General features: G+C 46.0%; 12 protein-coding genes. 9 read left to right on the top strand and 3 right to left on the bottom strand.

The window, feature by feature from the left end:
* Positions 1-112 precede the first annotated feature (112 nt).
* The 5 genes from WH37_RS27865 (at position 113) to WH37_RS27885 (ending at position 5,564) form a co-directional block, all read left to right on the top strand.
* Complete coding sequence (locus WH37_RS27865) at positions 113-712, top strand: TetR/AcrR family transcriptional regulator (RefSeq protein ID WP_143088683.1); 600 nt, start codon at positions 113-115, stop codon at positions 710-712.
* On the top strand, positions 709-1,458 hold the full coding sequence (locus WH37_RS27870; RefSeq protein ID WP_046233927.1) for a (S)-benzoin forming benzil reductase: 750 nt from the start codon (positions 709-711) through the stop codon (positions 1,456-1,458). The genes WH37_RS27865 and WH37_RS27870 overlap by 4 nt, the downstream gene beginning before the upstream one ends.
* A 109-nt stretch (positions 1,459-1,567) precedes the next feature.
* Complete coding sequence (locus tag WH37_RS27875) at positions 1,568-3,559, top strand: AraC family transcriptional regulator (protein WP_046233928.1); 1,992 nt, start codon at positions 1,568-1,570, stop codon at positions 3,557-3,559.
* Positions 3,560-3,574: 15 nt separating this feature from the next.
* Positions 3,575-4,618: an NAD(P)/FAD-dependent oxidoreductase gene (locus tag WH37_RS27880; protein ID WP_046233929.1), complete on the top strand. Its 1,044-nt coding sequence runs from the start codon at positions 3,575-3,577 to the stop codon at positions 4,616-4,618.
* A gap of 127 nt (positions 4,619-4,745) precedes the next feature.
* Positions 4,746-5,564, top strand: a complete 819-nt coding sequence (locus WH37_RS27885) for a transposase (protein ID WP_177218074.1) — start codon at positions 4,746-4,748, stop codon at positions 5,562-5,564.
* A gap of 1,060 nt (positions 5,565-6,624) precedes the next feature.
* Here WH37_RS27885 and WH37_RS27890 read toward each other — a convergent pair.
* Both WH37_RS27890 and WH37_RS27895 read right to left on the bottom strand, forming a co-directional pair.
* Complete coding sequence (locus tag WH37_RS27890; protein WP_046233930.1) at positions 6,625-8,106, bottom strand: methyl-accepting chemotaxis protein; 1,482 nt, start codon at positions 8,104-8,106, stop codon at positions 6,625-6,627.
* Between the two features lie 47 nt (positions 8,107-8,153).
* On the bottom strand, positions 8,154-8,726 hold the full coding sequence (locus tag WH37_RS27895; protein ID WP_046233931.1) for a GNAT family N-acetyltransferase: 573 nt from the start codon (positions 8,724-8,726) through the stop codon (positions 8,154-8,156).
* Between the two features lie 452 nt (positions 8,727-9,178).
* On the opposite strand from WH37_RS27895, the gene WH37_RS27900 reads away from it, so the two are divergent.
* The 4 genes from WH37_RS27900 (at position 9,179) to WH37_RS27915 (ending at position 15,392) form a co-directional block, all read left to right on the top strand.
* On the top strand, positions 9,179-11,125 hold the full coding sequence (locus WH37_RS27900; protein ID WP_046233932.1) for an AraC family transcriptional regulator: 1,947 nt from the start codon (positions 9,179-9,181) through the stop codon (positions 11,123-11,125).
* Positions 11,126-11,433: 308 nt separating this feature from the next.
* Complete coding sequence (locus WH37_RS27905; RefSeq protein ID WP_156182399.1) at positions 11,434-13,053, top strand: AraC family transcriptional regulator; 1,620 nt, start codon at positions 11,434-11,436, stop codon at positions 13,051-13,053.
* 85 nt (positions 13,054-13,138) lie between these two features.
* Positions 13,139-14,101 (top strand): ABC transporter substrate-binding protein, encoded by a 963-nt coding sequence (locus WH37_RS27910; RefSeq protein WP_052737265.1) that lies wholly within the window; start codon positions 13,139-13,141, stop codon positions 14,099-14,101.
* Between the two features lie 145 nt (positions 14,102-14,246).
* On the top strand, positions 14,247-15,392 hold the full coding sequence (locus WH37_RS27915; RefSeq protein ID WP_046233934.1) for a stalk domain-containing protein: 1,146 nt from the start codon (positions 14,247-14,249) through the stop codon (positions 15,390-15,392).
* A 100-nt stretch (positions 15,393-15,492) separates the two neighbouring features.
* Here WH37_RS27915 and WH37_RS27920 read toward each other — a convergent pair whose 3' ends face one another.
* Positions 15,493-17,253 (bottom strand): AraC family transcriptional regulator, encoded by a 1,761-nt coding sequence (locus WH37_RS27920; protein ID WP_052737266.1) that lies wholly within the window; start codon positions 17,251-17,253, stop codon positions 15,493-15,495.
* Between the last annotated feature and the right edge of the window lie 213 nt (positions 17,254-17,466).

Below are 17,466 nucleotides of genomic sequence, written 5' to 3' on the forward strand. Positions count from 1 at the left end.
CGCGATTTTTTATGGAGAATGTTTTTTAACTATCGGTAGTTAAATTATTGACAAGCCGTTTTCCCGTCGCTTATAATCATTTCCAGCAGGATGGATGAAGGAGCGGAATGCCTTGAAGAAGAAGGAGCTTACAACGAATCAAATTATAGAGGCGGCATTTGAGCTTTTTGCCGAGCATGGTATCGAACGAACGAGTTTAAGCATGATTGCTGGCAAAGTCGGCATTACGAAGCCGTCGATTTATTATCATTTTTCGACAAAGGAAGAGCTGGTCAGCCGGATCTATTCGCATCTTTTTGAAAATCATTATTTCGACAGCTATTTTCAAGCGGACCTTGTTACGGCAGGGAATTTCAGGGAAGCCTTGTATAAAGGCGGCTTAAAAATGCTTCCGGATGGGAGTAAAGAGCATGCCGCCTCGTTAAGGGTGTTAAGTGAATTTATGCTGCTTGCGGAGCGCGATGAGCAGTACCGGTCACTTCTTGGAAATATGCAGCACAATTTTCTAAACGGCTTCCATAATCTATTAATGAGGGGTGTGGAGCTGGGAGTTGTAGCGCCGCAAAATGTCGTATACAAAGCCCATATGCTGGCCTTGGTTATTGATAATTTATCCCGATGCATGATGATGAAGGTTGCGATGGAGTACCATGAAGTGTGGAAGGAAACGGTCAACAGTGTGCTGCTAGAGACGAGGGGGAATAACGAATGAAATATTTTTTCATTACGGGCACATCCAGAGGCATTGGCGAGGAGCTTGCTAATCAGCTGTTAGCAGAAGATCATCATTTGTTTTGCCTATCGCGGACGGAAAATGAACAGCTAATTGAGCGGTCGATTCAGAAAAAGACGAGTATGACTTATTATCCTTTTGATTTGAATCATCTGCTACATATTGAGCATATGTTCACGGCACTATTCAGCATGATTCCGCAGGATACAGAAATAACAGGCCTCTATTTAATTAATAATGCGGGGATGCTGGCTCCGGTGGCGCCAATCGAACAAAATTCAGCTCAAAGCATCATTGAAAATGTAAATATCAATTTGCTGGCTCCGATGATTATTACCGCGAATTTCCTCAAGCATGCAAGGGACTATCAAGTAGATAAGCGGATTATGAATATTTCATCCGGATCTGCCCGCTATTTGCTGCCTTCGCAAAGCTGTTACAGCACATCGAAAGCGGGCTTGGACTCTTTTTCCAAAAGTGTGAGCTTGGAGCAGTTGATTCAGCCGCATCCGGCCAAGGTCGTGTCTGTCTATCCGGGGATGATTGATACCCAGCTGCAAGCGGAGATACGTTCGGCATCCAAAGCGGATTTTCCCTACGTTGATCAATTCATTCAAATCGCGGAAGAGGGCAAGCTGCAGACACCTGATTACACGGCGGCAAAATTAATTGCTCTGCTGTTTAGTGAAGATTTTGGCAGCACCGTCGTAGTCGAAAACTTATAATCTATGAGAGAGAATGATTATCAATTATAATAAAGGGAGTTGTTGCGACGGTTACCTCATAAAGCGGTACAGCATATGGGAAACTGAGGAGAGGAATTGAAACGGTGACATGAGTATAGAAGATCATATCTTGTTATGGAACCATGCGGTAGTTCGGATGATGGATGTTCGTCATATCGTCATGGAATTCAATGAGAAGCTGCCGGCTTATTACTTGCCCGCGAGTACGTTCTTGTTAACGACGCGCGGCAGCGCAAAAGTTTCATTGGATGGCAATGTGAGCATGGTTCGACGGTTTCATGTGCTGCATGGCGGCAAAGGTACCCGGCTGGAGATTGAAGCAGAGGATGTATTCGAATTTTATTTGATTTTGTATAAAGCGTCATTAGTACCACCTTTCCGGCGCGAGTTACAGCTCCTTATGGAACGGGAAAATCCGTTTCAACAGCAATATGATTTCATTCCACAATATCCGGTTGAATTGCTGAACAAGGTAAAGCGGATGCATCGTGAATGGAGTCGGCTGAATACGCTGGAAAAGCTGCATGCCAAATCGCTGTTTTATCAATTCGTGTATGAATTGCTGTGGCAAATACAACGGCAGGGCTTTGAGACGGACAGCCCGGATTTATCGGAGCAAGCCATTCGCTACATGACGGAGAACTATCAGCACAATATTACCATTGAATCGCTGGCGCAGCTGTTGAATTACAGTCCGCAATATTTGTCCAGAAAGTTTAAGGATCAGACGGGGAACAGCCCGATCAACTTCCTGATCATGCTTAGAATGGACAAGGCGCAGGAGCTGCTGCTGACGTCGGATGCTACCTTGCAGGAGGTTGCCGCTTCCGTGGGCTATCCCGATATGTTTTATTTCAATCGAATGTTTAAAAAGCATGTGGGAATAGCTCCCGGCCAGTACAAAAAACGCAAGCTTGTCAGCGGCAAGATACAATATTCTGCAAAAAAATCGTTAACATCCTCCATTGTGAAACGGGTCGCTCAACGATATATTGATGATGAAGATGAAAATCATTATCAATATAAGTTAGAGGGGGATTTTACGTTGTACAGAGGTACGAAAACATCTATGACAGCAACTTTATTGCTTTGTCTCATGCTGCTGCTAAGCGCTTGTGGCACAGGAGGCACGAATACGACGACGGCGACTGCAAACGGGGGAAGCCAATCTGCGAACGTACAGCCAGCAGATGCTGCTCAAGGAGGAGCCGCTGCTGGCCAGCAAGGCAGCACAAATCAAGCGAGCTCAGCACCAACTGAAACAACTAAAACGGTATCCACCGTGTTCGGGGATGTTACGATACCAGTAAATCCTAAGCGAATCGTAGCGATAGATTATCTGGGTTCTCTCGTCGCTTTAGGTGCGAATCCGATCGGTTCATCAGAGTGGCTTATGCAAAATCCGTATTTAAAGGATAAGATTGATGGCGTTGAAAATGTGGGGGATTCCATTGAAAAGGTGATGGAAATGGAGCCCGATCTGATTATCACATTGACAAGTGATCAAGAGAAATATGAATTGTTCAGCAAAATAGCTCCAACAGTGAGTGTTCCCTATAATAAATTCAGCAATGTTCATGAGGAAATAAACTATTTCGGTGAGCTGCTGGGCGTTCAGGAAAAAGCAACCGCTTGGCTGGACGATTACGATACTCGTATAGCTGCCGCTAAAGCGAAGGTGAAGCAGGCGCTTCCTGAGGATGCGACGGTTAGTGTGCTTGAAGATCAGGACAAATCGATTTACGTCTTCGGTATTATCTCTGGCCGGGGCGGACGTGCAATCTATGAGGCACTGGGCCTCAACCCGCCAGTAGGACTTACTGAAGAAATTATGAAGGAGAAATATTACCCGATTTCGCTGGAAAAGCTGGGCGATTTCGCTGGTGATTATGTTGTCCTGACAAGCCCGAAAGCAATGGAAGAATACAAAGCTGATCCGTTATGGAGCCAATTGGATGCGATAAAAAATGATCGTGTGTTTCTCTGGACAGAGGATCAATCATGGTTCCAAGATCCGATCGCGATGCTGTCTCAGGTTGAAGAGCTGGCAAATTGGCTGATCGAGAAATCGAAGTCCTAGATTGGAGGAAGCAGAGTGACACAATCCAAAGAGTTATACGATGTAACGATAATCGGCGGGGGCCCGGCTGGCATGTACGCGGCCTTCTATAGCGGTATGCGCGATATGAAGACGAAGCTGATTGAAGCCAAGGAAGAGCTTGGTGGAACGATGCTGATTTATCCGGAAAAAATGATTTGGGATGTTGGCGGCGTGACGCCGATCCTATGCAGGCAATTGATTGCGCAGCTGGCACAGCAAGCGCGAACTTTCGATCCGACCCTTGTATTTGGACAGCAGATAGTCGGTCTGGATCGCTTGGAGGACGGAACCTTTCTCCTTACAGCGGAATCTGGAGAGACGCATTGGACGAAAACGGTCATTCTCACGATCGGCTACGGCATTCTGAAAATGTCGAAGCTCGAGATTGAAGGAGCCGATCGTTATGAGGTGAGCAATCTCCATTACACGGTGCAGGAGCTTGAACCGTTTCGCGGCAAGCATGTTCTGATATCCGGCGGCGGGGATTCAGCTGTAGACTGGGCAAATGAGCTGGAGCCGCTGGCGGCCAGCGTTACCATTGTGCACCGCCGCGAACAATTTGGCGGACATGAGAAAAATGTTGTACGGATGAGACAGTCCACGGTCAATGTCAGAACGCCATATGCGGTTACTCAGCTGCATAGCAAGGATGGTAAAGCAATCAATCAGGTGACTATCAGTCAGGTGGAGAGCGGAGAGACAGAAACGCTGGACGTAGATGCCGTAATTGTAAATCATGGCTTGAAGAGTGATTGTGGAGCTATTCGTGAATGGGGCTTGGATATTGGCGTTCGTAGAGTAAAGGTAAGCAGCAAGCTGGCTACGAATATACCGGGTGTTTTTGCCGCCGGAGATTTTGTAGATTACGAATCAAAGCTTTACTTAATTGCCGGAGCGTTTACCGATGCGGCCTTTGCCGTGAACAGCGCCAAGCTGTATATGGAGCCAAAAGCCGACGAGGTTGCTTATGTATCCTCGCATAATAGCAAGTTTAGGGAGAAAAATCTGGCGCTTGGTGTTCGGGAAGAAGACGCGTAAGAAGTGGGAGCTAACCTTTTAGCGGTTAGCTTTCTTTTTTTTCTACTACAGCAAGATTAACTATCAGGTATTTCCAGTCTTCTGTCGAAGGTATATAGGTCAGAATTTACCCTAGGAGATGACCTTCATGCTTGAGAAAAATAGATTGGGTGCCGCGCCCAGAGTTTACTTCAGACCTGAGTTTAAAAATTGTCCACACTGTGAATCTAAATTGCGGAGAACTCATACCGCATGGGAGAAAAAGATTGTCACAAGAGACGGAATCATCCATGCATGGAGCATGGCTTATGCTTGTAAAAATCCAGACTGCGCACACGCAGGCGTTGCGTATAAATCTGCTGAAGCTGAGATGCTTAGCATGAAGCATTCCTCGTATGGATATGACGTGCTTGCTCTCGTTGGGGAACTACGCTTTAAGCAACATCGAACGGTTGCGGAAGTTGCCGAAGCATTGAACGAACAAGGCATTCCAACGAGTGAAAGACATGCTCAAAATTTGTACGAACGTTATCAAATCTTGCTTTCAGCGAGTTTAGATGATCATGTTAACAAAGTCCTTGCAGAAACAACGGAACAAAATGGAGGCGTCATTCTTTCCATGGATGGGGTTCAGCCTGAAAAAGGCAATGAAACACTTTATGTACTAAGAGAAGTATTCAGTGGAACCGTGCTTGCCGCACAAAATATGAAGAGCGGGACTGCGGAAGAATTGAAAACACTTATCGAACCCTTCCTGATGCTAGGGTATCCAATCGTAGGTATTGTAAGTGATGGGCAAAAATCCATACGGCTGGCATTTGAAACACTTTTGCCAGATGTGCCTTACCAGTACTGTCAGTACCACTATCTGAAAGACATTGCTAAGCCCATTGTCGACGCCGATCGCAAGTTAAAATGGAACTCAAAAAGAGCATGCGCGGGATTCGCGACATCGAACGAAAAATAGAGCAAGTTGAATCCAAAGCGCTTGTAACAGAGAAAACGGAACAGTCAGAATCGCAACCTGCTGAAATGACCGAAGCGCAGATTGCTAAGGGATATGTGGCAGCCGTTCGAGTTCTGCTCCTTGAAGATGGAGATCCACCATTGGAGCTTCCTGGATAAATTATTTATGAACGTGCACAAGCCATACAAGCTTCCTTACAAAGATGCTTGAGTAATAAAATAGCCTAATTTACTTCAAGGTGTTGTCAGAATATTCAGAAAAATCGAAGAATTAAAACCTAGTTATACAGCCGTTTCGCGGCTAGTGAAACCCTTGGAACATATCGCTAGCATTCTCACTCCTGAGGAAGACAAAAGTAGTGAGACGGCTGAGTGGGAACTGTCCCTGCTACTGGAATGGGTGAAACAAACCTACACGCATCAGAGTGACGAGCAAATGGTTAACAATTTACTTAACTTTTCCAGAGGGTTTTGGAAAGGCTTGTTCACTTGTTATGACCATTACTACATTCCAAGAACGAACAATGACTTAGAGCAATTCTTTCGATAGACGAAGGCTAGTCACCGTCGTATTATGGGACTTCGTAATTGGAACAGCTACATCATACGCAATGGTGAAATGATCGTATTAGTGAATGATGCACTGCGCCAGGAACATGTCATTTCACGATTGCGCTCAGTTTGCTTTACTCGCTATAAATCTCGAAAAGCACTGTGGGATCAGCGTTTAACCAGCGTTATATTACGCGAAAAATTTAATCGCAATAGCGCAGGCTACCTCAACGACTTAGAGCAAAAATGGAATTCACTTATAAGTTAGTTAATTATGCTGTCGTAGTCTTTTTTGCTTATTCTATTCATGTGATTTAGGAAAGGGAGAGTGCTCGGTTGGGTACAGTGGGCAGAAGCCGAAGCCGAAGCCGAAGCATCGGCTTTGCCTACACAAATTGCCGAGTATATTTACGAATTTTTCACTAGCCAGTGAATGTGGAGAACGAAGCGGATATGCTCATCCGCAGTTTCGCAGAAAAGTGGGCAATACGGATATTTCTTATATCAGGCTACTGCTTTGCTACCATCGCCTTGAGCTCTGACAACAACTGGTCCAGCTGACCGTACTCCTGCACCATCGTATGTATCTTCACGTCCTGCGTCTCCATACTAGCATGAACCTCTTCAACGGAAGCCATGTTCTGTTCAGTCGTAGCTGCAATATTGACTATCTCATCGGCCATGCTTGCATAACGCTCATGCAGATCACCCGCAGAACTGCCAACTGTATCAGAGTGCTGCCTCACGAGCTCCATATTTTCGCTGATGCGATCAATAAGCTGCTGTACCTGACGTGAAACATCCCTGCTGGCTGTCACTGCTGCTTGTCCGCTTGTTACCTGCAGGTGAACAGCGCTGATTTGCGAACGAATACCGGATAAAATCGTAGTAATTTCGTGTGTCGCAGCTCTTGAATTATCGGCAAGCTTTCGTACCTCGTCGGATACGACTGCAAAACCTTTGCCATGCTCGCCTGCTCGTGCTGCTTCAATAGCGGCATTAAGCGACAGCAGATTCGTTTGCTCTGCAATATCGCCGATCGTTCCGACAATCGAGCTTACGCGATCATTTTGCTCATTAAGCTGGTTCATCATGTCGACTGTATGCAGGATGATCGCTCTAACACGCTCAATCTCGCCTGATAATGCAGCCATTTGATCCCGATTCTCTACGGTCAATGCGGCATTGTCCGCTGAATATTGTCGTAGCAATTCCGTTCCATTAAGCAAGCGCTTGACGGCCGTGTCTATCATCTGCGTCGTATCGCTAATATTCATAATGGTTCCCGTCTGTGTCTCAATTGCAGCCGACATGGCTGAGAAGGTCACCGTCACCTCTTTGGAGATTTCTCCGGTTGAACGAACAGTCGCTTGCTGGCTGCTGCTGAACTCGGTAAGCACATGAATCGATGATTTCAGCTTGGTAAGCAGCGCCTCCGCCATATCCTTGGAGGCTACTGCCTCGCGCTGCTTGTCTGTTACCTGCTTCTGCAGCCGCTGGGTGAAGCTGGCCGAAAATGCCAGCGCCCCTGTTGCAAACATTAAATACAAATACAAATAGGCGAGCGATTCTCCTGGGAATAGCTTAGGCTGAAGCACAGGGTTCATAAATAAATAAGTGCTCAGCGCTGCGCCCAGTATGCCTGTGAAAATAATAGGCCGATAATCGGCGTACAAGGTGATGATTGCGAGATTAACATAAACAATAAAATAAGTGCTTACGACTGGATTCGGATCGGAAATGATAAGAAAGGAGACAATTATCGTTAAAATGCACGGAACCATATACTTAATATAGTCTGAAAGGATACCTCTATAAGTCATAAAAGTGACTATAGCACTCGTTCCACCTCCAACAGAGGCAAGAAAAAGAATCATATTTTTATCCAGACCGATGACAATATCTGTGGTCACTCCTAGAACAAGCACGCCCCAAAGAATTTTTATTAACAATCGGTTCCGCTTATCAAGCTCCGTTAGTATTCTCTTCATACGTAAATCCACCTTTTTATAATTTGTACAGCTAAGCCGATTCAGCTCTAGACTCCTGCGTTGCTAGCGTGTGCAGTGAAAACGGCTTGCTGCGAATAGGAAAGCCAAGCATATTTTTGTTTATTCGAATAAATTTGCTCCACATTAATTACCACTGGAACCACATAATCGCCTTTATAAAACTCCTTCTCTCCAAGCTTCTCCAATGGCACCTTGAAAGTAACCCGCAATGCCCTTAAAAATACAGGCTCCAGCAACGAAACAAAATATTTGATCTGCCGTTCCTCCGCAGTATAGACAAGGGAGGAGAGCAGCTCAGATATGTATTGTTGCCCACGATAAGGCTTTAATAAGGCTATTTTGTCAATTTCCGCAATTTCTCCCTGTGCGCGTATCAGCTCCGAGTGCTCCTGAAAAAATCCGGCTTCGTTAATCGTGCTTGCAGCACTATACGGCTTGATCTCAGCCGTGCCTACATAATGGCCCTCCGCCGTGACAATCATAATTCGCTCCAGTGCTTGAGCGGAAAACTCAAGATCAAATCCTTTTTCTCTCCAGACAGTTGTCCAAACACCATTAAACATCGCTAGCTCCAGCTCATTCTCCACTCGCTTAAACATACGTATGCTCTCCTTTGGTTTTTTTAAAATATAAGAATTAATAAGTTTCACACTTATTAATTCTTATATTTCACCCTCGAAACGGTAGCTTTGCCGCCATAGGACGGCTTCAGCCGTTTACGCTTGTCTTTTCTCCCAAGTGAATTATCTATATAGTATATTTATCGGGATAATTCACTTAATAATGTACATGCGTAAGATAATTACTTACTTTTCGTCTATTTGCAAAATTCATTAGCTTTATATCTATCCTTTCTTTACAAATCGAGGGTTTCAAAATGGATCAGTCTTCTAAATTCTTGATTCAAATGGAGCTTCGAATCCATATTAAGTTATTGAAAATCCGATCGGCAAAAAGAAAAGCAATAGGGCTGACGTACTTGCTGCTTGGATGTTATCCTTTATAATAAAGGATGCAGGTTCAGCATTTATTTTCGTTTCGAGGTGTTTTTATGGAATGGCAGGATACTATCCAATTATGGAACCAAAGGCCTGTTCAAGTGCTGGATATTCGCCATCTTACGATGAAGCCGGTAGAGAAGAGGTTAGCCTATCGCCTTCCTGCAAACGCTTTTGTATATGCCAATCAAGGCAATGCTAGGCTGGTAATGGACGAGCTAGAAGCTCCTTGCGATAATGGTTATTTGCTGCATGGTGGAAAAGGCGCCAACCTAAGCATATGGTGCGGGGATGAGCCGTTTGACTATTATTTAGTTTTGTATAAACCGCTGGGTATGATAGGCAATCAAGTAAGGCATGGTGATTTAGAACAGCAGGATGTGTTCGGGCGGCGTTATGCCTTTGAGGTGATGCATGCTTTGTCGCTGCTGTCGTTGCTGGAGCAGATGTCTCAGCTGTGGGCAAGTAGCGAGGAGCTGGATCGGCTGCAGGTAACGGGAATTTTCTATCAATTCGTGGTTGAACAGTTTCGCCAACTGCAAATGGTGAAGGCCGAAGCAACAGTACCAGATTTACCAGAGCAAATCGCTGAGTACATTCACGAATATTTTCATAAAACGGTAACGATGGAAACGATGGCTGGGAAGTTCCATTACAGCACGCATTATTTGGCAAGGGTGTTTAAGCGCAAATTCGGCTGCAGCCCCATGGAATATTTGATGCAAACTCGGATCAATCGAGCCAAATATTTGCTCACGGAGACGGATACGCCTATTCGCAGCCTTGCTGAAAAGGTGGGCTATACTGATATTTATTATTTCAGCCGTCTGTTCAAGAAGCTGACAGGAGTCACTCCTACACAGTTTAAAAAGCTTAATCTCGGCTCAATTGGTTCAATTCGTCCGAAAATGATGCCCGAATCGTTCATTGCTCCGCAGGCCGGACAAAGCTATATTGGTAATAACGAGAATCATTATCAATATAATGCATGGAGAGTGAATGAAATGAAGTGGGGTTTTAAGCCATCTTTTGCCGTAACGTTATTATTTAGCTTGTCGCTGCTGCTTGCAGCATGTGGCGGTACAGCTGCAGAGCCGCAGCAGAGCGCTCAAGGAAGCAATGCTCAGCCAAATGTAACCGCCACGGCTGATACAGCGGCAGAATCGCCAGCAGCAACGACAAGAATGTATAAGGATGCACTCGAACGTGAGGTGGAAATTCCATCGAACCCTAGCAAAGTGGTTGTTATCACATATGGTGGTTATTTGCTGCCGCTGGGCATACAACCGATTGGCGTTGATCAGGCGGTGCTTGATCATTATCCGGAGGAGCTGGCAGGTGTTACTAGCATTGGTGAAGGGCTTGGCAATGTCGAGGCTGTTTCTGCGCTCGAGCCGGATTTGATTATTTTGCCGGAATACCATGATGCATCGGCCTACACCCAGTTTGAAAAGATTGCGCCAACCGTTGCTGTCTCATGGGGCGGTGATCCAGATGTCATCAATACGCTGCGGGACATGGGCGATATTATGAACCGCAAGCAAGAGGCGGAAGCGTGGATTACTAAATTTGAAGCGAAGCTGCAAAGCGTCCGCGATCAGCTTGAAGTAAAAGTGACGCCGGGCGAAACGGCTATCACCTTTATTCTTTACAAAGGAGAGCTGTTTCTTGGAGGCGAAGGCGGTACGCTTGGCAAATTGATTTATGAGGATTTCGGCTATCAGATGCCGGAGCAGTTTAAGCAATACGCTGATGGTGGAGCTGCACTTTCCATGGAATCGCTGGCTGATCGTCCAGCGGACTATTTCTTTACGCAAATGACCGACGAGGAATTGGTCGAAATGTATAAGCTGTTCCAAGAGCCGCTATACCAATCGATCCCTGCGATCAAAAATAATCGGATTATCAATGTGACCCGTGATAAATGGAACTATGGTCCTTATTTCGCGGAGCAAGCGGTTGATGAGATGATTGAGAAGGTAGCGAATGCTCAAAAATAAGCAGGCGTCTGTCATGGACCCTATGCTTGAAAATAAGACTGAAAGTCCGGGAGCTTGCTTCCCGGACTTTTTTTTGAAATACAGGAAATTATATGATTTTCCTATCCTTTCTCTATATTTCTACGCGAAACGGTAGCTTTGCCGCCAGAGGACGGCTACAGCTGTTTACGCTTGCTTCCTTCCGATTGAATGGGACACAGCCTTAGCCACTTCAATGCCACAGCCGCACTTCGGCCTTTCTGCTAAAATAGAAGGTAACCGTGGTTGAAGGGCACCATCATCTAAAATACGCATACAAGGTGAAGCATATGGAACAGGGCAGGGAAATGACGCTGGCACTCATTGCGGCAAATGTACAAATCAAGCACATTCATTACGAACGCCTGGAAAGGGATGAGCATATTCAGCTGAGTAATAGAGCTGGAGGGAGGCTGCTGCTCGTTGCAAGCGGTGAAGGCGTATTGGATTACGGCGGCCGAGAAGCTAAACGCACGTTACGACGGGGCAGCTTTTGCCTCAGCATGCAGGGAGCAGATATCATTGTTCATGCGGCTGATGAAGAGGCGATGGGCTTTTATGAGCTTATTTTTCAGCATGATTTGTTGCAGGGCAAATCAGCTGCCTTTTGTTATCATGCAGAATTGTCTAAGCGTGCTGCCGGGCCGCTAATTGACCGTGTGAAGGAGCTGTATGTGAATCGCCTTGATCAAGGCGAACTGGAGCGATTCCGTCTGCATATTGATTTTCAGGAGCTGCTGTATCGACTGTTAAAGGATGTAGAGGAGAAGAGGGGCCTGAGCCAGCATGAATCGCTGCTGTTGACCGCCAGATACATGGAGCGGAACTTTCACGAGCCGTTATCGCGGGATAAACTGGCGGAAATGGCTGGCATGAGCGCGCCGTATTATTCACGTGCCTTCAAGAAGGCGCTGGGAAAAACGCCTCAGGAATATTGGACAAGTGTCAGGCTCAATCATGCGAGAAAGGCACTTATTCAAGGCAAGGACAAAATGAGTGAGATTGCCGAATATACTGGCTTTGGGGAGCCTTATTATTTTAGCCGCGTATTCAAAAATGTGCTCGGTATTTCGCCTACAATTTATCAGAAGCAACCACGCCAGCGGGTCGTCTGCCTTTATCCGTCGTTTATCGACTGCATGTTGGCGCTGGGCGTGGTGCCATCCGCAGTCATGATCGATACGACCCATCCGCTGATAGGTCGCTTGGATAGGTCGCTTTACTTAGGAAGCTCGGAGACAGCGTTCGGAGAACGTGAGGCGAATCTGCTGGAGGAGCAGCAGCCGGAATTGATTTTGTGCAGCGATTATATTCATCCTGATCAGGAGCTGCAGCTCAGCCGAATTGCGCCAACTATTCCTGTTACTTGGAGAAGAGATCGGCGGACCGATTTGCTGGAAATTGCAGGACTGCTGGGGAGGCGCGAGACAGCCGTGAAGCTGCTTGAAAGCTTTGATAAACAGCTGGAGCATGCCCGTGAGCAATTAAGTCGAAGTATAGGGCGCGCAAGCGTAGCAATGCTGCGATTTCATACACAGCAAATGCGGCTATATGGCGGCCCTCAGCAGGGCTTTGTCGGTCCAATACTCTATCGCGATTTGAATTTGCAGCCGCCAAGGCTTGTACAGCAGCTGACATGGGATAAATGGTGGGCTGCACTTGCGCCTTCTCAGCTGCTTTTGCTGGATGCCGAGCATTTGTTGATCGTTATTGATCCAGGCATGGAGCAAGAAGCGGAGCGCATTATGGCAGGAGAGCCGTGGGCCAAGCTTGCTTCTGTCCGAAATGGACAAGTCTATATCGCCGACTATTTTACATGGATGAGCAGCGGCATGGAAATGGATAAGCTAAAAATAGCAGAAGCGCTGCATTTGTTTGCTACTCACCCTCAGGACACAAAAATCCTATGAAAAAGTTCGATTTGTCCTTGGGAAACGAATGAAAAAAGAATATAGTGATAACGATTATCATTATATTCGGGGAGTGGTTAGAAAGATGTTTAAGGCAGGCTTATTGCCCAGCATGCTGCTGGTGCTGATTATTTTGATTACGGGATGCGGGGCAGGAGAAGCTGGCTCCGGCTCCGCAGAGGCTGTAACGGAGAGCGCACCCGTATCAACGGAAACGAGCACGGCAACAGAACGCGTTGTTACAGATGAGCTTGGGCATGAAATTACAATTCCGGCTGAGCCGAGCAAAATTATTGGCATTTATTTAGAGGATGAATTAACGGCACTGGGCGTTACGCCAATCCGCAAATCGAGAATTGGCACATGGAGCGGACAAGACTATTTGGGGCTTACGGTAGAGGACATTGATATTGAAGGCGATGTCGAGGCTTTTGTGAAGGCGGAGCCGGATTTGATTTTGACAAATGTGTATGAGGAAAAGCAGTATGGACATTTATCCAAGGTTGCTCCGATGTACGCCTTTACGGATGCACGCGCGGACTGGCGCTCGACGATTCGGACACTTGGCGATTTGCTGGGCAAGAAGGAGAAGGCGGAAGAAGTTATCGCTTCGTATGATAAAAAAGCGGAGGAAGCTGCAGCTGTCCTTGAAGCGTCCATTGGCGAGGAGACGGTTGCGATACTGCGTGTGCATGCCAAGTCGCTTAGACTTTACGGCGGGCCGGGTTATGCAGGACCTGTCGTGTACAACGAGCTAAAGCTGAAGCCAAGCAAGCTGGTGCAGGAGCTTGTGCTCGACAAGGAGGAGAAGGTGGTCAATTTGTCCATGGAGATGATTCCGCAATTGGATGCTGATCATATTTTTCTCACGGTAGATACAGGCGCAGAAGAGCAAGCTAAGGAACTGCTAGAAAGTATATTGTGGAAAAACCTGCCTGCTGTTACGAACGGAAACATTCATGAGGTTAATTTTGAGACGTGGATGAAAAGCGGCCCGATTGCTGACAGCAGCAAGATCGATGATGTGCTCGCGGCATTGGCACCATAATCTCCTTATTTGAAAAGATAAAGCTGCTTCCGGCGTTTTGCTGGAGGCAGCTTCTTTTATTATGCGGTTGCTGCTGAACTCTCTATTAAAAACTGCTTAATGCCGATAATTACAATATTATGCGGATATACGGAGGGATAATTAAATGGAGAGAAAGCAAGCAGTTAAATGCAGTTTATTGCTGTTACTAGCTTTAGTATTAATTATGATATCTATATCATCAGTATCGGCAGCAGCTGTCCCAGTCGAGAAGCCGATAAAATTTTATGTACAGGGTAAAGAAATGAAGCCCGTTAACGCCCCCATTATTCGTGGAGGACGGGTGTATGTGGAGTTTCGCAGCGCCGTGAAGGCTTTAGGCTTTACTTTTAACTATGATAAGTCCAAGAAGATCATTACGGCCAGATCAGAGGATGCCTTTTTTAAAATTGATTTAAATAGTGGGACGACTTACGTTAACGGAAGAATGTTCAGGTATGATTGGGCGACGCCTGCCATTATTGAATCTGGGGCAAATACATTAGTACTGGGGCATTTATTTCATGCTACTGATTATTTGTATGCAGATTATTATCCAGACAAAAATATCGCGGAGGTATACGAAAGCGCGTGGGGAAAACCAAAGAAAGCCGATCTAAGAATGATTCGCTCCATCCTTGAAACACATTATTATACAGTTAGTGAGGCTGCTGAGCTAAGAAGCTTTGAGTTGAAATCGTGGGGAAGTTTCGTGACCATACATGTAGATGCGTTTATACCTAAGAGCGGGGAGGAGCTGCTGGATCGAATGCTGCATGCGGATATTGAAATGAAACGTGTAGATGACAAGGGATGGGCGATACATAAAATCATGCCGAATATTGAGTTTTTAGATTACGAGTCGCTTCCAGAAAGGGAAGTGGAGGTGCCGAGTGCCGATAAGACAGAAATTTATGCCTTAGTAGAAGCTTACATAAAGGCATTGAATGACAAAGATGCCGCAGCTCTAATTGCACTGCTACCTCCTGACTACTGGCTGGAGAAGAAGAGTCCAAGCAAGGAGCAGTTGGAGCAGTATTATAGTCATGATCTATTCAGCTATAATTTCGAGTATAAGTTAAATCAAGCTGCGATAGTATCTTATGAGGCTAATAAAGCTAAAGTATATATTTTCTCAACAATGATAGATAAAGATAATCCGCTGGAGGAATATCCAAGCAATTACCTACAGGATGTGGTCCAAGCTTCTGACGGCAAATGGTATATGAACTTCCATAAATTTGTGCTATTAAACTCAGAAATATGGGAATAAGTCAAAACAAGCAGTGATAGGCGCTAACGCCGTCGCTGCTTGTTTTTTATGGAGCTAATCATTGACCTCATTAGTCCATTTCATTAACGCCATTAATTTATTATTTCGTACTCACAAGCCAATCAGCCAGCTCTTCCGTTTGGGTCAGGATGGCGATCGGGTCCCAGTACCAGGAGCGCTCTTTGCCCCAAATAAATACCCGATCATTTTTGACGGCGTCAAGAGATCCCCAGATAGGGTCTGCTTTGAGATCGTCAATAGACAGCCTATCGGTCGTGAGCACAATATAATCCCCGGCGTATTGAGGCAATACCTCATTCGAAAGGGTTGCCCAGCCTGGATCGCTTAGTTCAGCTGCCACTGCGGCTGGAGGCTTAAAGCCAAATACATTGTAAATGGGCTGCCCGCCTTTGCCATAGTTAGAGCCGACAGCTGAAACGTCTTTGCCAATCCATTCCAAGACGGAAAACGTGCTGTCTGCGGGAATGACCTCAAGTACTTTTTCTTTCGCTGCTGCTATGCGCTTATCATAGTCGGCTAGCCATGCTGTTGCTTCCTGCTCCTTGCCCAGCAGCTCGCCAAAATAAGAAACTTCCTCATGTACCGATTTAAGCGAAGCATAAGGAATAATGACAGTTGGAGCGATTTTGCTCAGCTGATCATTCATCTCGGTATACATGTCATCCATAATGATTAGGTCAGGCTCAATGGCAACAATTTTCTCTAAATTGCCGTTACCGTCTCCCAAATCCTCTACGTTTTTCAAAGCTTCGCTTAAATAAGGATTTGAAAGATGGTGAGTAGAGGTTCCAACTGGAATCACACCGAGTGCCAGCAGGCTGCCTAAATATTCTCCGGCCACTACGCGCTTCGGATGCAGCGGAACTTCAACATCGCCCATAATAGTTGATACGGTTTTAGTTCCTTCTTGCTCAGGCGCGGTGGTTGCCGTTGCTTGCGGCGAACTGCTTGGTTCCGTAGAGCTTGCTGCACCAGTGGCAGCATTATTGCTAGACGCTTGCGTTCCACAAGCGCTGAGAAGAAGCATAAAGCTGAGTAATAATACCGCCGCCATGGACGGTTTTGATTCACTAAACATGTCAGACTCTCCCTCTTTGCTACGTTGATAATCGTTATCAGCTACATCAGTATAGCGGAGCGTTTTTGGAGGGGCAATGGAGAATCTCATGATTGTAGCAGGACAATCTTCTAAACCTTGATTGGTGGAATGCTCCGCTCTGAATAGAGAGGGAGAGACGCCTTTATATTTTTTGAACAGTCTGCCTAAATAATAGGGATCGCGATAGCCAACACCATACGCTATTTCGCTTAACGTGGCATCCGTTTCAAGCAGCAGAGCCGCTGCCCTGTCGATACGGACTTTGATCAAATAATCAATGGGGCTAACGCCCGTCCGGCTTTTAAAATAGGAGGATAGGTGAGGAACGCTGTAATTCAGGCTTTCCGATAAGGATTCAAGTGTGATGGGCTCGGCATACTGCTTATGAAGGATCGCAATGATTTGCGCCGCCAAATCGCGTTTTTCTGAACGAGTACCCTGCAGCTTCATTTGATTTAATAGTTCGTGGACGAACTGAAAAAGCAGGTTTTTAGCGCGCAGCTGCCCAAGTGCCTCCGCCTTGCTCCATTCCTTGTGCATATCCGTCAAGCAGCGATATAAAGCGACTGGGTGGGCAGGTGCAAATTCATATAACGTGTGAAAAGGATGCAGCCGTTCAGCGAGCTGAATAATGGGCTGCGGCGCAGGCTCTGGAATTGTCGCTTTATAATAGACGCTATAATATTCAAAGCCGTCCTCGCCAGCCAATGTACGTCCATCCTCTGAAACCTGCTTTCTCAATAAATGCCGGGCTCCTTGTTGCTTATATGTACTATTATAGTTGACAGCTCTTATGATCAACAACCAGCGGTGCCGCAAACTGTGGTGGTTGTATTTTATTATGAAGATGGTTTGCTGAAAAATAGAAGCGGGCTGCCCCTCAGCCTGATATGCTCCCCATACGGTAGACAGGTGAAATAATAAAACCTGTTACTGTAAGGGGAGTTTTTTCAT

The sequence above is a fragment of the Paenibacillus algorifonticola genome (assembly GCF_000971975.1).
In the GTDB taxonomy this organism is placed as follows: Bacteria; Bacillota; Bacilli; order Paenibacillales; family Paenibacillaceae; genus Pristimantibacillus; species Pristimantibacillus algorifonticola.

Coding starts and splice junctions, on each gene's coding strand:
- WH37_RS27870 (WP_046233927.1), top strand. CDS start 709: ATGAAATATTTTTTCATTACGGGCACATCCAGAGGCATTGGCGAGGAG.
- WH37_RS27875 (WP_046233928.1), top strand. CDS start 1,568: ATGAGTATAGAAGATCATATCTTGTTATGGAACCATGCGGTAGTTCGG.
- WH37_RS27885 (WP_177218074.1), top strand. CDS start 4,746: ATGCTTGAGAAAAATAGATTGGGTGCCGCGCCCAGAGTTTACTTCAGA.
- WH37_RS27890 (WP_046233930.1), bottom strand. CDS start 8,106: ATGAAGAGAATACTAACGGAGCTTGATAAGCGGAACCGATTGTTAATA.
- WH37_RS27895 (WP_046233931.1), bottom strand. CDS start 8,726: ATGTTTAAGCGAGTGGAGAATGAGCTGGAGCTAGCGATGTTTAATGGT.
- WH37_RS27900 (WP_046233932.1), top strand. CDS start 9,179: ATGGAATGGCAGGATACTATCCAATTATGGAACCAAAGGCCTGTTCAA.
- WH37_RS27905 (WP_156182399.1), top strand. CDS start 11,434: ATGGAACAGGGCAGGGAAATGACGCTGGCACTCATTGCGGCAAATGTA.
- WH37_RS27910 (WP_052737265.1), top strand. CDS start 13,139: ATGTTTAAGGCAGGCTTATTGCCCAGCATGCTGCTGGTGCTGATTATT.
- WH37_RS27915 (WP_046233934.1), top strand. CDS start 14,247: ATGGAGAGAAAGCAAGCAGTTAAATGCAGTTTATTGCTGTTACTAGCT.